Source organism: Acetobacter aceti (assembly GCF_002005445.1).
GTDB lineage: Bacteria > Pseudomonadota > Alphaproteobacteria > Acetobacterales > Acetobacteraceae > Acetobacter > Acetobacter aceti_B.
Map to the genome: position 1 here is coordinate 1445197 of NZ_CP014692.1, position 15144 is coordinate 1460340.

12 protein-coding genes and 1 tRNA gene are annotated in these 15144 nt (G+C 57.5%); 4 read left to right on the forward strand and 9 right to left on the reverse strand.

Going from position 1 to position 15144, the window contains the following annotated elements:
* A complete protein-coding gene (locus tag A0U92_RS06495) occupies positions 1-903 on the reverse strand; it encodes a glycine--tRNA ligase subunit alpha (protein WP_149026396.1) in 903 nt (300 codons plus the stop codon).
* 184 nt (positions 904-1087) lie between these two features.
* Here A0U92_RS06495 and A0U92_RS06500 point away from each other — a divergent pair, with 184 nt between their 5' ends.
* A complete protein-coding gene (locus A0U92_RS06500; RefSeq protein WP_077812520.1) occupies positions 1088-2716 on the forward strand; it encodes a dihydroxyacetone kinase subunit DhaK in 1629 nt (542 codons plus the stop codon).
* 55 nt (positions 2717-2771) lie between these two features.
* Positions 2772-3245 carry a YbaK/EbsC family protein gene (locus A0U92_RS06505; RefSeq protein WP_077812521.1) on the forward strand — a complete coding sequence of 158 codons (474 nt, stop codon included), beginning with the start codon at positions 2772-2774 and terminating at the stop codon, positions 3243-3245.
* A gap of 222 nt (positions 3246-3467) precedes the next feature.
* On the opposite strand, the gene A0U92_RS17225 is transcribed toward A0U92_RS06505, so the two are convergent.
* From A0U92_RS17225 to A0U92_RS06535, 6 genes are all read right to left on the reverse strand, one after another.
* A complete protein-coding gene (locus tag A0U92_RS17225; RefSeq protein WP_149026397.1) occupies positions 3468-3842 on the reverse strand; it encodes a hypothetical protein in 375 nt (124 codons plus the stop codon).
* Positions 3843-4063: 221 nt separating this feature from the next.
* Positions 4064-4609, reverse strand: a complete 546-nt coding sequence (gene msrA / locus A0U92_RS06510) for a peptide-methionine (S)-S-oxide reductase MsrA (RefSeq protein ID WP_077812522.1) — start codon at positions 4607-4609, stop codon at positions 4064-4066.
* 239 nt (positions 4610-4848) lie between these two features.
* Entirely contained in the window at positions 4849-7542 is a 2694-nt protein-coding gene (locus A0U92_RS06515; RefSeq protein ID WP_077812523.1) for a valine--tRNA ligase, read from the reverse strand.
* 141 nt (positions 7543-7683) lie between these two features.
* Positions 7684-8610, reverse strand: a complete 927-nt coding sequence (locus A0U92_RS18235; protein ID WP_236748296.1) for a DUF2497 domain-containing protein — start codon at positions 8608-8610, stop codon at positions 7684-7686.
* A 23-nt stretch (positions 8611-8633) separates the two neighbouring features.
* Positions 8634-10073 carry a TolC family outer membrane protein gene (locus A0U92_RS06530; RefSeq protein WP_187668879.1) on the reverse strand — a complete coding sequence of 480 codons (1440 nt, stop codon included), beginning with the start codon at positions 10071-10073 and terminating at the stop codon, positions 8634-8636.
* A gap of 141 nt (positions 10074-10214) precedes the next feature.
* Complete coding sequence (locus A0U92_RS06535; protein WP_077812525.1) at positions 10215-10952, reverse strand: protein-L-isoaspartate O-methyltransferase family protein; 738 nt, start codon at positions 10950-10952, stop codon at positions 10215-10217.
* 219 nt (positions 10953-11171) lie between these two features.
* On the opposite strand from A0U92_RS06535, the gene A0U92_RS06540 reads away from it, so the two are divergent.
* Positions 11172-11245 (forward strand) — tRNA-Cys (locus A0U92_RS06540).
* A 332-nt stretch (positions 11246-11577) separates the two neighbouring features.
* Here the strand turns inward: A0U92_RS06540 and A0U92_RS06545 are convergent.
* Both A0U92_RS06545 and A0U92_RS06550 read right to left on the reverse strand, forming a co-directional pair.
* On the reverse strand, positions 11578-12552 hold the full coding sequence (locus tag A0U92_RS06545) for a glucokinase (RefSeq protein WP_077812526.1): 975 nt from the start codon (positions 12550-12552) through the stop codon (positions 11578-11580).
* An 84-nt stretch (positions 12553-12636) separates the two neighbouring features.
* Positions 12637-13452 carry an SDR family NAD(P)-dependent oxidoreductase gene (locus A0U92_RS06550; RefSeq protein ID WP_236748348.1) on the reverse strand — a complete coding sequence of 272 codons (816 nt, stop codon included), beginning with the start codon at positions 13450-13452 and terminating at the stop codon, positions 12637-12639.
* Between the two features lie 190 nt (positions 13453-13642).
* On the opposite strand from A0U92_RS06550, the gene A0U92_RS06555 reads away from it, so the two are divergent.
* Positions 13643-14809: a GNAT family N-acetyltransferase gene (locus A0U92_RS06555; RefSeq protein WP_077812527.1), complete on the forward strand. Its 1167-nt coding sequence runs from the start codon at positions 13643-13645 to the stop codon at positions 14807-14809.
* Positions 14810-15144: the final 335 nt, after the last annotated feature.

Consider the following 15144-nt stretch of genomic DNA (forward strand, 5'->3'; position numbering starts at 1 on the left):
TCAGCCCTCCACCTTCTTTGTGGCGACTTCTTCGGCCAGCCAGGTTTCACAGCAGAGTTTCGCCAGCGTGCGGACGCGACCGATATAGGAAGCGCGCTCGCTCACGCTGATAACGCCGCGCGCATCGAGCAGGTTGAACAGGTGGCTGGCTTTCAGGCACTGATCGTAAGCAGGCTGGGCCACACCGGCTTCCGCCAGCGCCACGGACTCTTTTTCAGCGTCGATGAAGTGGCGATGCAGCATCTCCGTGTTCGCCAGTTCAAAGTTATGCCGCGAGTAATCGCGCTCGGCCCGCAGGAACACGTCGCCATACTTCAGCCCCGCGTCGTTGAAGGCGAGGTCATAGACGTTCTCGACGCCCTGCACATACATGGCGAGGCGCTCAAGTCCGTAGGTCAGTTCCGTAGACGGCACCGACACAGGAATACCGCCGACCTGCTGGAAGTAGGTGAACTGCGTCACTTCCATGCCGTCACACCAGACTTCCCAGCCGAGACCCCATGCGCCGATGGTCGGGTTCTCCCAGTCATCCTCGACAAAACGGATGTCGTGCAGATCCGGGTCGATCCCGATGGCGCGGTAGCTCTCCAGCAGAAGTTGCTGACTCTCTTCCGGCGTCGGCTTCAGCAGCACCTGATACTGGTAATAATGCTGGAGCCGGTTCGGGTTCTCGCCATAGCGTCCGTCGGAAGGACGGCGGGACGGCTGCACATAGGCGGCCTTCCACGGCGTATCGCCCAACGCCCGCAGCGTGGTGTGCGGGGAGAGCGTGCCCGCGCCGACCTCGATGTCGTAGGGCTGAAGGATGGCGCACCCTTGGGCCGACCAGAAGCGATGGAGGGTCAGGATCAGATCCTGAAACGACAGGGGTTTGCCGGTAGGGCGAGGGGACGCCGGGTCCATGGGACTTAACAAGCTCCGCTTATATGCAGGGGCGGGCACCATACAGTGATGAAGCCCGGACGGAAAGAAAGGAGCCGGAGGGGACCGTCGTGCGTTACGGGAATGACGGCTCGCGGGGCTGTTTCTTGTCTCGGAGGTCATTGGCGGGCAAGACGGATACGAACAAAAGAAAGAGACAGTGCCGATGAAGCGCTTCTTCAACTCCCGAGAAACTCTGGTGACGGAATCGCTCGACGGCCTGTTGCGCTCTTCCATGGGGCAGCATCTCTGCCGCCTCGACGGCTATCCCGAGATCAAGGTTGTCCTGCGTAAAGAACGCAATCCGGAGCATGTGGCGATCATCTCGGGCGGTGGCTCCGGCCACGAACCGGCCCATGCGGGTTTTGTCGGGGAGGGGATGCTGGACGCGGCAGTGTGTGGCTCCGTGTTCGCTTCGCCCGGTGTCGATGCCGTACTGGCCGCGATTCTGGCCGTCTCGGGAAAAGCCGGATGTCTGCTGGTCATCAAGAGCTATACCGGAGACCGCCTGAACTTCACGCTGGCCGCCGAGCAGGCCCGCGACATGGGTATTCCTGTCGAGACGGTCATCGTGGGCGACGATATCGCTCTCCCTGACAGTCGTTTTCCGCGTGGGCTTGCCGGAACCGTGCTGGTCCAGAAGATTGCCGGTCATGCGGCGTCACAGGGCGAGCCGCTGGATGTCGTGGCCCGAAAGGCGCGGGAGGCCGCAGAGAAAATTGCGTCGATCGGTCTCTCCCTGACGGACTGTAACGCCTACGACACCGCGCATAAAACCCGTCTGGACGACACTCAGGCCGAACTCGGTCTGGGCATTCACGGCGAGCCGGGCGCCCAGCAGATCGACGTCGCCAAAGCGGACAACCTCATGGCGCAGGCGGCGGCCGCGCTTCAGAAGGCGCTTTCTGGTGGTGAAAAGAAATACGCCCTGCTGCTCAACATGCTCGGCAGCATCCCGCCTGTTGAAATGACGCTGCTGCTCGAAGCCTTCGCCAAAACACCCCTCGCGCAAAAGGTCGAACTCATCATCGGGCCAGCGCCCGTCATGACGGCACTGGATATGAACGGCTTTTCGCTGACCGTCATTGAACTGACTGACGACATCACCAAGGCGCTGAAGGCGTCCGTCGAGCCGCCCGCATGGCCCGGTGTCGCGACTTTCGGCAAACCCGCCCTCCGCAAGATGCCCGCGCTTCCGGAAACCTTTGAAGTCGCGGCCTCCTCCAGCCCGCAACTGGAAGCTCTGATGCGTACGGGGGCCGAAGCCCTGATCGAAAATGCTGACAGTCTCAACGCGCTTGACGCCAAGATCGGCGATGGCGACGCAGGCTCGACCTTTGCCGAAGCCGCAAAGGAAATCCTCAATGCGCTGGACCGTCTGCCTCTCGCTGACCCGCACGCGCTGTTCGGCACCATCGGGCGCGTGCTGACCCGTCACACTGGCGGTTCCAGCGGGGCTCTTCTGTCGGTTCTGTTCTCGACAGCAGGCCGCAGCACGTCATCATGGGCCGTGGCGCTACAGGAAGGGCTGGAGGCCATGCAGACACTGGGAGGCGCGAAGCCGGGTGACCGGACCATGATCGACGCGATTGATCCGGCTCTGAAAGCGCTGGCTGATGGCGGCTCGATCAGAGACGCGGCAGCAGCGGCCCGCAAGGGCGCCGACGCCACCAGAAAGATGGGCAAGGCTCACGCCGGACGCGCGTCCTACGTGCCGGAGAGCCAGATGAACGACGTGCCGGACCCCGGCGCGGAGGCGATCGCCCGGTTGCTGGAAGCCATGTCTGCATCGTGATGATTGAAGAAGGATTCCCGCTGTTTCGGGAACCCCGTTGCCAGAGGCATGAAGTATGAGTCTTGAATCCGTTAAAGCCTTTTTTGTCGCCAACGCGCCCGACGTGGAGATCATCGATCAGGGCGCGAGCACGGCGACGGTCCCTCTGGCGGCTCAGGCGCTGGGCGTAAAGGAAGGCCAGATCGCCAAGACACTGGCCATCAAGGTGGGCGAGGAGCGGGTTCTTGTCGTCATGGCCGGAGATGCACGCCTCGATAACCGCAAGACCAAGGCCGCGTTTGGCGCACGCCCCAGAATGCTCCCCGCCGAGGAGGTTCTGGAACTGACCAGTCATCCCGTCGGCGGTGTATGCCCGTTCGGTCTGCCGCAGCCGATGAAAGTCTATTGCGACATCTCACTGAAAGCGTTTGACGAGGTGTATCCGGCGGCAGGTTCGCTAACGAGTTCGGTAAGGCTGACACCGGGGCGAGTGGCGGAACTGGTTGATGCGGGGTGGGTGGATGTGAGTCAGGATGTGGTCGTGGAGTGAGGGGTAGATAAGGTCTGCTTCAAAAGACGATTATACCATTTGTAGGTATGTCTGCTTTCGCTCTACTTTATGAAGGCAAAAACATCTGAGCGGAAGTTTCTGCAGTAGACGGTCCGTAAGATTCCCTCGGCGGGCATGGAATGCGTCTTCGACATAGAAACAGGCTCGGCCGAAATGCGAGGGCTAAGCAGAGTAAGAGGGTTCGGCAATCACAACAAAATATTATACATCAGGTGTTATCAGCTTGGTCCCATTTTTCAAAATGGCCCATCCTGTTTTATAAAGTAAATAGCAAAAGAAATCATTATCTGATAGAGGATTTTTTTCAGGAAGGTTGTTATTGTGTGTTATAAAATTCCCTAATATTCTACGAGAAACTACGAATGGAGAGTCCCCAGAAAACTTAGCTATCTTTTTCTCAACGTCGTATTCTACTATAAGATTTTTCTGAATGGCAAACTCAAAAAAATCTACAAGATTTTTTATAGCTTCTGATGTGTGAATATTATTTTCTACATCGGAATTAATGTCGTTCCATATGCCATATAAATTATTTCCATCTAAATATTTTAATGCTTCAGAAAATTTCTCTGACATTTCTCACCTAAAAAATTGAGTTTTGTTTCTCGTGCTCCTTTTGCAACCTATTTTTTATCTCTAATTTTTCGAGTGTCTGTTTGTCGAAATCCCTTAATTATGTTGCAAAACATAATTTAGTTTTTATGAATACACAGGATCTTTTCCCCTCCCAAAAGTGGACTATTTATAGATAACATCAGATATTTTAAGCATAAAATCGTTCAAAGCTTTTAGTGCGATCAGCTTTCATCGGACCTTTTCTGCAAACCCGCAAAAACCTTCCGCATCTTCACAACCTTCGGCGCAACAACAACCTGACAATACCCATTGTCAGGATTACGCCTGAAATAGTCATCATGTTCCGCTTCCGCTGGCCAGAATGTGGTCAGCGGTTCGATCTGCGTAACCAACGGCGCATTCCACAGGCCCGACTGTTCGATTTCCTGCCTGACAGCTTCCGCCGTTGCACGCTGTTCTTCACTGGTCCAGAAAATGACCGACCGATACTGGGTGCCTCTGTCATTCCCCTGCCGGTTCAGCGTGGTCGGATCGTGTAGCGTGAAGAAAATCCGCAAAAGCTGGGCATAGGAAATCACCGCCGGATCAAAGATGACTTCCACGACTTCCGCATGACCGGTGAGGCCAGAGCAGACCTCTTTATAAGTCGGGTTTTCGGTCTTGCCGCCCGCATAGCCGGACTGCACGCTCAGGACGCCGTTGATGGAGACCAGCACGGCCTCCACGCACCAGAAGCATCCTCCACCGAGTATCGCTGTTTCAGTCATGGGGTGGTCCTGTCAGTTCATCCTGTGGAAGTCTGTCTTACCTTCAACCACATGCGGGCGACAGGGTTTCTCCGCCGCTCACACATAAGAGGAAACCCGCAAAAACTATCACCCCACAACACCATGGTCTTAAACATAAAAAGTTTTTGGTGAAGCTTTTTTCAAAAAGCTTCAAAGAACACCGCCTTTTTGAAAAAAGGCGGTACCCAAAACTTTTATCTGCTTAAGACACCCAGCACTCACCCCAGACGGGCGAGTGCTGCCTTCAGGCGATCCCGATCACCCTGCTGGGTCACCAGACGCTCGCGGGTTTCCTCAACAATCTCCGGTTTACCACGGGCGATGAAGTCCGCATTGCCCAGCTTGCGCTCGGTTTTCTCGATTTCACCTTCCGCCTTGTCCAGCTCCTTCGCCAACCGGGCGCGTTCAGCGTCCAGATCGATGATATCGGCAAGCGGCAGAACCAGCGTCGCTTCATCAAGCACCGCCTGAGCCGAGCCTTTCGGCACATCGCCGTCCAGAACGCCGATTTCGGAAACACGGGCCATACGGCCAATCGTTTCCCTCCAGCGTGTGGCGCGATCCTGCGTGGTGGCCGATGCATCCTTCAGCAGCACAGGCGACAGACGGGAAGGGGGCACATTCATTTCCGAACGCACAGTGCGGATTTCGGAAATAAAGCGTGTCAGCCAGTCGATTTCCTCAACAGCCGCCTCGGCTCCCGGCACGGTCACAGGAACCGGCCATTTAGCGCCCATAAGCTCGCCACGCGGACCATAGCCGAACTCGTGCCAGAGCGTGTCGGTGACAAACGGCATGATCGGCTGAAGCAGACGCAGGATCGTCTCCAGCACCCAGGCCGTGACGGCGCGCAGTTCGTCGGCTTCCGGCGTTGTGTCGCCCGAAAACAGCGGCTTGGTCAGTTCCAGATACCAGTCGCAGAAACGGTTCCAGACAAAGCGGTAGCAGGCACCAGCATATTCATCGAAACGATAGGCTTCGAGCGCGCTGGTCGCCTCGCTGATGGCCTTGGACGCTTCGAAGATGATCCAACGACCGAGCGGGCTCTGCACGGTCGAAGGATCGAAGCCCTCAACCGGCTTCACCCCGTTCATCTCGCAGAAGCGCGAGGCATTCCACAGCTTGGTCACAAACGCACGATGATCTTCGACGCGCTTCGGGCCAAACTTCAGATCACGCCCGACGCCGGTCAGCGCGCAGATGGTGAAACGGACCGCATCCGCGCCGTACTGGTCGAGCAGTTCCAGAGGGTCGATGCCGTTGCCCTTGCTCTTCGACATTTTCTGGCCACGCTCATCGCGCACCAGACCATGAATGAACACGGTGTGGAACGGCACATCCTTCATGAAGTGCAGACCCATCATCATCATCCGGGCGACCCAGAAGAAGATGATGTCGAAGCCGGTGACGAGCACATCGGTCGGATAATAGTGGGCCAGATCTGGCGTCTTTTCAGGCCAGCCGAGGGTGGAGAACGGCCACAGGGCGGAGGAAAACCACGTGTCCAGCACGTCTTCATCCTGCGTCAGTTCGACATCTTCGCCGTAGTGCGCTTTCGCCTGCTGCTTGGCGTCGGCGTCGTCATATCCGACGAAAACGGCGCCATCCGGGCCATACCAGGCAGGGATACGATGCCCCCACCAAAGCTGGCGGGAGATGCACCAGGGCTGAATGTCCCGCATCCAGGCGAAGAACGTGTTTTCCCACTGGCGCGGCACGAAGGTGACATCGCCTTTCTCAACGGCTTCAATCGCCGGACCGGCGAGGGTCGCCGCATCGCAATACCACTGCGTCGTCAGGCGCGGCTCGACCACAGCGCCACCACGCTCGGCGTGCGGCACCTGATTGGTGTGCGGTTCGATCTCGACGAGGTAGCCCAGAGTCTCAAGCTCGGCGACAATGGCCTTGCGGGCGTCCTCGCGGGACATGCCTTCCAGAGCGCGTACGAAAGCAGGATCGGCCAGACCGTCAACGGTGTGAAGATCGTCTCCGATTTCCGCAAGCGTAACGGCAGCGCCTTCATCCAGCACTGTCAGCATCGGCAGATCATGACGCTTGCCGACTTCAAAGTCGTTGAAGTCATGCGCCGGGGTGATCTTGACCGCGCCAGTGCCTTTTTCCGGATCGGAATAGGTGTCGGCAACGATGGGAATACGCCGACCGGTCAGCGGCAGGACAACAAAACGTCCGACCAGAGCCTTGTAACGCTCGTCCTCGGGGTGCACGGCGACAGCCGTATCGCCCAGCATGGTCTCCGGACGGGTCGTGGCGACGACAATGGATTCACCGTCAGAGTCCGCGACCGGATAGCGGATGTGCCAGAGATTACCGCGAACTTCCTTGTTCTCGACTTCAAGGTCGGAAATGGCGGTTCGGAAATGCGGGTCCCAGTTGACGAGGCGACGGTCACGATAGATCAGCTTGTCACGATACAACGAGACGAAGACTTCCTTGACGGCCTTGGACAGCCCGTCATCCATGGTGAAGCGCTCGCGCGACCAGTCGAGGGACGAGCCGAGGCGGCGAAGCTGGCGGGTGATGCCGCTGCCGGATTCACCTTTCCATTTCCACACACGGTTGAGGAACTCTTCGCGGCCAAGCGCCTGTCGCGTGGTGTTTTCGCCAGCCAACTGCCGCTCGACCACAAGCTGGGTCGCAATGCCCGCGTGGTCCGTGCCGGGCTGCCAGAGTGTGTCGCGCCCCTGCATGCGCTGCCAGCGGATCAGCGTGTCCTGCAACGTCATGGTCAGCGCATGCCCCATATGGAGCGTGCCGGTCACGTTGGGCGGCGGGATCATGATGGTGAAAGGCGTGGCCTTGCTGTTCGGATCGGCAGCGAACCGTCCCTCAGTTTCCCAGGTTTCGTAGAGCTGGGCTTCGGTGTCGGTCGCCTGAAACGTTTTGCTGAGCATCGCCTCTAACCAGATGGAAGGTGTTTGAACAAAAAGAAACGCAGCGCTTGTGCCGCGCTGCGTTTCCTCATACCGCTTGGAGCGGGTTTCTGACCAGCCATCCCTGAACCGTTTCCGGTCGGTCAGGCCGGGTCAAAGGGATCAGCGGTCGCTAAGACGCTCGATCTCTTTCTGAACAGCCTGCTGCACGATACCGGACAGGTGCTGATCCAGCCATTCCTTCAGGAATGCACGGACTTCGTCACGAACGATATCTTCAATGGTCAGGTTTCCACCGCGCGTAATAGACACTCGTCTCTCCTTATGTTCAAAAGATTGTTTGCGGCGCAGCATCTGTTGCAGCGCGCCAAAAGAATGTTCCGTAGCACCGACAGTCTGCTTGTCCAGAGCGATCTGTACTGGCAGCGGGGCATCAGAGTCTGAATAACCGGCAGCAGCTTCCGCCGGAGTTCTGTTCTCGCTCATTCTGGTCCTAGCCTGTTGTGACTCGGTAGTTTCCACCAGTTGCACTGGTCGAGACAAGGGGGGAATGACAGGTATTGGGGTTGGCAGGGGGACGGGAGCATGATTTTCGGTTTCTGCCGTTACCGATACATGCGTCTCTGCTGGCTGAACGGGAGCAGGCTCCGGTTCAGGCGCAGGAGATTCAGGTTGAGCCGCGTGCACTGGCTCTGCGGACACTACGGCTGGAGCAGGCTCAGGTGCTGATGCGGGCTCAGGTTTGTGTTCTGGCTCGGGACTGACTGCTTCGGGAGGAAGAGCCGGTGCGTGAACTTCGACAGGCGGTTCTGCATGACTCTCTGCGTCAGGCTCTTCTTCATGCGCAAACATGGAAGAGTCGAGCACGAGGACGCTGTCGTCATCGTCATCGTCCTGCGTGGCGGGGACAGGAAGCGGTGCGACCTCTTCAGGTTTCGTTCTCGCCTGTCCCGTGATCTGGGGTGAGGTTTCAGCAGCCTGTTGAGACGCTGCATGCGCCTCCTTTCCTTCCTGCAAAATGCGGCGGATGGAACTCAGAACGGTGTTGATGGAACCGTTTTCAGGCTGCGTGTCGTTATTTTCTGTCATTCAAAAACCTTTCCACGCCGCGCTTATCGTCCGGGCTGATCCAACGCATAGTCGTTCAGACCCCACAAACGATCCTTAACCGCGTCATAATAGGCTTTCTCATTATAAAGCGGTACGTTCAGATGTAGATCAAGAGCCGTCAAGCGTCCGATTGCAGAGGCGACGTTGTAAGAGGACGTGACCATATTGCTCAAGCTTTGAACAAGGGCGACCTGAGCCTGAAGAAGCGTGCTCTGCTGCTGAAGCACTTCAAGAGTAGTGCTTGTGCCAACAATGGCCTGTCTTTCCACGCCATCAAGGGCGACCATGCCAGCCCTGATGGCTGCGTGATTGCTCTCGATAGCGGCTTTGTAAGACACCAGACGCTGCCAGTTTGATGCCGCGGCCTGTGCGGCGGTTCGCCGCTGGACATCGACGGCGCGACTTGAAGCCTGCGCCTGCTGCTTGGCCTGTCGTACTTCTGAATATTCCGAGCCCCCCTGATAGAGAGGTACGCTTACATCCAGTGTGGCGTATTTATCATCGTTGGTCTGACCACCAAGCTGCTGGTTGACCTGACGCATGTAGGCTGCCGAAGCCGAGACAGTCGGCATCAGAGCCGCCATAGCGACTGCTACAGCATCTTTCTGCGCCGATTCGGTGAACAGCGCCGTAATGACGTCGGGATTGTTTTTCACCGCCAGAGCCACGGCCTCGTTCTCCGATTTGACCGGGAGCACAAGTGGTTGGGGTGGAATAAGGTTGGGCGGAGGGGCCATGCCCACCACCTGCATATAGGTAGCCTGTGCGGTCTGAAGGGTTCCCTCCGACTGCTGGCGCGTGGCTTTCGCGCTCGCATAGGCAGATTCGGCCTGCGCCACATCGGTACGCGTGATCTCACCAACGCGGAAGCGCTCGTTTGTCGCTTTAAGCTGCTGTTCGAGAACGCGCTCGTTGTTGATGTTCAGCTGCAGGAGCTGTTCGTCCTCAATCACGCCGACGTAAGCGTTCACAACACTGATGAAGACCTGTTGTTCCGTGGAGATCAGCTTGGCTCTTTCGGCCATGACCTTGTTGACGGCCTGGTGCGTCTGGGCGGTTGTCTTGCCACCGGTATAGATGGGCTGGGTCGCAATCACATTCGCCGCAAAACCGAACGTGCTGTATTTGCGCTGATAGCTCGAAATGCCTTGCGACGGATCACCGGTGTAGTTGTTGCTGCCCTTGTAGTAGCTGGGGTTGAACTGCCCCTTGATGGTGGGATGCCATCCTGCCAGCGCGGTAGGAACGTTTTCGTCCGTCGCTCTCAGTGTTGCGCGTTCCTGCTGAAGTGTCGGATTGGTCAGATAGGCGACAGAAAGAGCTTCCTCAAGCGTGTGAGGAATGAAACTGGGCTCGCCGCTGCCGTCGTATTTCTGGGCCATGGCTGTCGAACTGCACAGCAGAGCTGCCAGTCCAAAGCCTAGGCGGCAGGAATGCTTCATTTAACTTCTCTCTTTGCTACCTGCTCCGCATACTCGACCGGAGTTGAGAGCTTATGCCACGCTGGTGTCGGACTTTCCACTATTCTACTTAACAGCAGATTGCCACGCCGGAATTTTATATCTGCGGCGTTTGCTTTTTTCTCAGAAGGCAAACGCCGCCGGCCGCTCAAAAGCGGGCAGGACTGGGGCTTCGGCATCGAAAAAGCGATGGATGGACCATCCTTCAGACCTGTCGGCTTCTGCCAGAAAAGCAGTGGACGTGCCGTCGTTCGGACGAAGGATTCCTGCCACACGACCATTTTCGCTCAGTTGAGAGGAGCAGAAACGCGGGATTTCGGAAATGGCGCCGTCAAAAATGATCAGATCGAAAGGGGCGTTTTCCGGGGCGCCGGAAAGAGGGGACGCATGCGTCCATGATATTACGGCAGACACGTGATCCGTAAAGGAGATGCCGATGGCCCGAAGGGTATCATCTTCCTCCAGCGCTACCACCTCTGCTCCCAGCATGGCGATGAGAGCAGCCAGATAGCCTGTGCCCGCCCCGACAACGAGAACGCGTTGTCCTGTCCGGATGTCGGCCATCTGCAGGAGTCGTGCAGTGACCATGGGTTGCAGCAGATAACGACCATTTCCGAGCGGAAGAGTGAGGTCCGAATAGGCGAACTGCCGTTCATTGCCGGGCACTGCGTATTCGCGCGGCAATGTCCGCATTGCAGCGATGATGCGGGGATCATTGACCTCCACAGGACGAACCTGATCATCAACCATCCGTTGCCGGGCGTCATCGAAAGCCGAAGAAATTTGGTCAGCGGTGGGAGTGATCTCTGGGGAATACGGGGCCATCACTGAGGTCCGTATCCGGTCTGCGGCGTGGGTCATGATGGTCACGTTCCGTTTCAGTCTGTGTGAGATCCTTGGCAACGCAGCCGTTCCAGGATTGTCATTGCGATAATGAGAAAACCCAGCAGACCGGCTTCGTCAACTCCTTGTATCGCAAACAGTGCTGACAATGGGTTGAGCAGAGGCGGCCGACACGGGAATCACAGACAGGGCTTGACCCGCAGGAGGACGTGCGGGATATAGCGCAGGCACCGATGAGGTCCGGTGGCAGAATGGTGATGTAGCGGACTGCAAATCCGCGAATGTGGGTTCGATTCCCGCCCGGACCTCCAGTATTTCCTGAAAATCGCAGATAACCGGGAAAGCCGGTCTGATTTTACGGTTACGGCTGTTTCCGTTTTACAGGTCTCAAAACCGCACGCCCGCCTGAACAGTCTTTTCTCACTGAATGGACATGACAGAGTCCCGCTGCCTCTTGTGAGGGTCTGACGGGCAATTGTGTCCGGCGCCATTCACCTGCTTACTGGCGATGGTGAGAGACCGTACGCGCAGAGACCCGACAAGGTCAGGCCTCCAGGCTCTCTCTGTCTTTTTCATGAACCGCGATCAGGCGCTGGAAGCAGTTCCTTGTTTCCGACTGCCTGATGGAATCCACGATTCCGCCTTATTCCCTCGCCATCTGACAGGCGAGGGCTGATGCTGCCCCGAAGAGGCCCGGCTCAGGGTAATGGATCATTCTGACAGGAATTTTCCGCATCAAGGATTCGAATCGTCCTTTTGCAATGAAGCGGGGAAAGAAGTCCGAATGAGGCAGGATTTCCATCAGGCGTTTACCCAGTCCTCCGGCGATGACCACACCCGTTGCGCCGTGAGCAAGAGCCATGTCGCCTGCAAATGATCCCAGTAGCTGACAGAACCGGGTCATTCCTTGCGTGGCGATCTGGTCATGGCCCTCCAGAGCCATCGTCCAGAGCTGCCTGTCGTTCAGCTTGCGACTCATTTCTCCCCTGTCCTCGGCGATGAGGTCGCATATGGGAATGATCGCCGGTCCTGAAATGAGTCTCTCCGCCGAAACGCGCCCGTGGAGCGCGCGAAGACGATTGAGCAGCCGGTCTTCAAAATCGTCTGAGGGGCTGAAGCCGATGTGACCACCTTCCGCGCCCCGGACGAGGGTTTCCCCTCGGTTACGGATGATGCTGGCCGTCCCCAGACCTGTTCCCGGACCAATCGTCAGAATGGTGCCTTCTGAGGGTAGCGGTCGATCCGGTCCGCACAGATAAGGCTGACTGTCGTGATCAAGATGCGCGACGGCATGGGCGACGGCTTCAAAATCATTGAGCAGCAGAGGGTTGTCGACAGACAGTTGTCTCGGAAGATCAGCTCTAACGATGATCCAGGGGTTGTTCGCCATTGTCAGGACTTCGCCCTGAACGGGAGCGGCAACCGCCAGAGCGGCCCGGCGTGGGAGAGTGCGCCCGCTGACCTGACGAAAATGAGCCCATGCGCTTTCCAGCGTATCGTGGTCCACCACATCCAGAATCAGGGGCTCATCAAGTGATCTGACTCGCCCCTGATCCACCGTTGCGATGCTGAAACGCGCATGGGTTCCACCGATATCGGCGACGACGATCTCTTCCATGATCAGCAGGCTTCCTTTTTGTTCACCAAAGATAAAAAGTGCTGTGTTTCAGCGGTAAGTGGCATTGCTTCGGAAACAGAGGATTCAGGCTGTCTGTTTCGAGGCAGGTTTGGTGGAATCGCCCTGGCGGGGTCGTTGGTCTGCATTGATGCGTGTCATGATGACTCTCCGGATGATCCCCGGCGTGAGACGGTCGATCAGGCGCAACAACCGGAATGGCCAGGGAAAGATTGTCTCCCCCTTATTGTGGGCAAGAGCGGCGATGATGTGGCGAGATGCGGCTTCCGGCGTCACGAGAAAAGGGCGGGGCCCGATAATGCGGCGACTCATGTCCGTATCCACAAAGCCCGGCGCAATAAGAACCACTTTCACACCCAGAGGAGCAAGCGCCATGCGCGCCGAACTTGCGAATCGGGCCAGACCGGCCTTCGATCCACCATAACCGGCGGCAAAAGGCAGGTCATGATAGGCCGCCACGGAGCCGATAAGCGCGATCCTGCCGCCGCCGCGTGCCTGCATCCTGTCTGCGGCCGCCATGGTGAGGGCGGAGGGAACCGCATAGTTGACGAGGCCGAGTTCAAGCACGGTTTCGGCGCGTTCCGTTTTTTCCGAAGCCGTTTTCATATCGGAGAGGCCGGCGCAGAGAATTACTGTGTCAAAATGTAACTTATCGTCGTCGGCACGAAACGCCGCGAGCGCCATGGGACCATCTGCGAGGTCGATTTCCCTGGTCAGGACAGACGCGCCCCGTTCCCGGCAAATTTGCGCGACATCCCGCAGGCGACCGGCATTGCGGCCCCACAGGGCAAGGCTGCTTCCTGGTCTGGCGTGATCGCAGGCAAGCGCTTTTCCGATGCCGCCCGAAGCGCCTGTTATGAGAATGCTAATCGGTTTCGTCAGGGCATGGCTTGTCGCGGCAGGCTTTCTGATGGATGAAAAGCGGGAAAACCGAAACAATCTGTTGTGACGTTTGTGTTGTTTCACGTTGGCAGCGGTTTCTTTCAACGGTATGTCCAATGCCCTTCACGCACCGAGAGAGAAGGTGCTGGTTATGGTATCGCGCGGGACCGCGTGTTTGCAGGGAGAGTTCATGACCCAGACGGCGCGCCTTGTCATTACCCCGGTCAGGGGTTTCCGTCAGTTGTCGACTTTCATCCGCCTTCCGCGCCGACTGTATGCTGGCAGTGCCGGGTATGTGCCGCCACTGGACATGGAACAACGCAATCTGCTCGATCCGGCGAAATCGGCTTTCTACCACCATGGAGAAGCGCAGTATTTTCTGGCCTGGCGCAATGGTCGGGCCGTCGGACGGATTTCTGCGCAGATAGATAATCTGGTGCGCGACGCCGCTCCGGAAACGGAGCTGACACCGCAAACAGGATTTTTTGGCGCTCTGGATGCAGAGTCCCCGGAAGTGGTTGCGCCTCTTCTGGAGGCCGCTGCCGAATGGTTGCGCGCAAAAGGCATGAACTCGATGCTCGGGCCGTGGACGCTGAACAGCAATGGTGAATATGGCACGATGATCGAGGGACAGCAGGCTGCCCCCATGGTCATGATCCCCTGGCATCCACCGTTTCTCAGCGAGGCCATTGAGGCTGCGGGTCTCACGAAAGAGATGGATGTCCTGTCCTATCAGATGGAGATGGGCCCCCACGCCGAGAATGCGCATATTGTTCCGAAAGGGCTTTCTCTCGGGGAAGGGCGTCTTGGCGCGCTGTCCGTCCGTCCGATGGATGCGAAGAATATCGAGCGTGACGGCGAGATTCTCCGGACGCTGTACAACGATACCTGGCGAGAGACCTGGGGTTTCGTTCCGTACACGGAAGACGACATGAGCGGCATGATCCATGAGATCAAGCCCATCCTTAAATCGGAGCATTTCGTCCTCGTTGAACAGGACGGTGAACCCGCGGGTGTCGCGCTGGTGGTGCCGAATGTTTTCGATGTGTCTGGTGATCTGGGAGGCGCGCCGTCCCCTCTGGGATGGGCGAAGCTCGGCCTGCGTCTGTTGCGGCATGATTTCCATTCCGCCCGTGTCATCCTGCTTGGCGTCGGTAAATCGCTTTCGGGGACGGCGCTGGGAGCGCTTCTGCCTGCATTGCTGATCAGCGAACTGATGAAGCGGGGCCACAGTCTGCCCTACCGGAAGATCGAACTTGGATGGGTGCTGGAGACCAACACGCCCATGCGCCGCCTGATCGAACGGATTGTTCCGGAGCCGACCAAGAAGCACAGGGTGTTCCGTCGTTCTCTCTGAGAGGCGGCGTTTCTACCTATTACATCATGTCACGCTTCTAAAATGCACGCTCAGGCAGTGCTGCATGTCATGATCGGCTATATCGTGTCCGTTCAAATAATAATGATGCGCCGTCTGTGAATATCACGTCGGACGGTGACGCATGCTCAGCCACGTTTTGTTATTTGTAATCCTGTCCAGCACAGTTGATGAGAAGTAGTTGTTTTCCGTCAACTGAGTAGTGAGGCTGGAGATTAGGGTGGGCGTGCGTGGTCATACATCTGCCCCGCACTGGTGGTCATTACGACGACTGGTGTGGATGCCTTCACCCGGCAAAGATTACTTTCCTGCCGGCT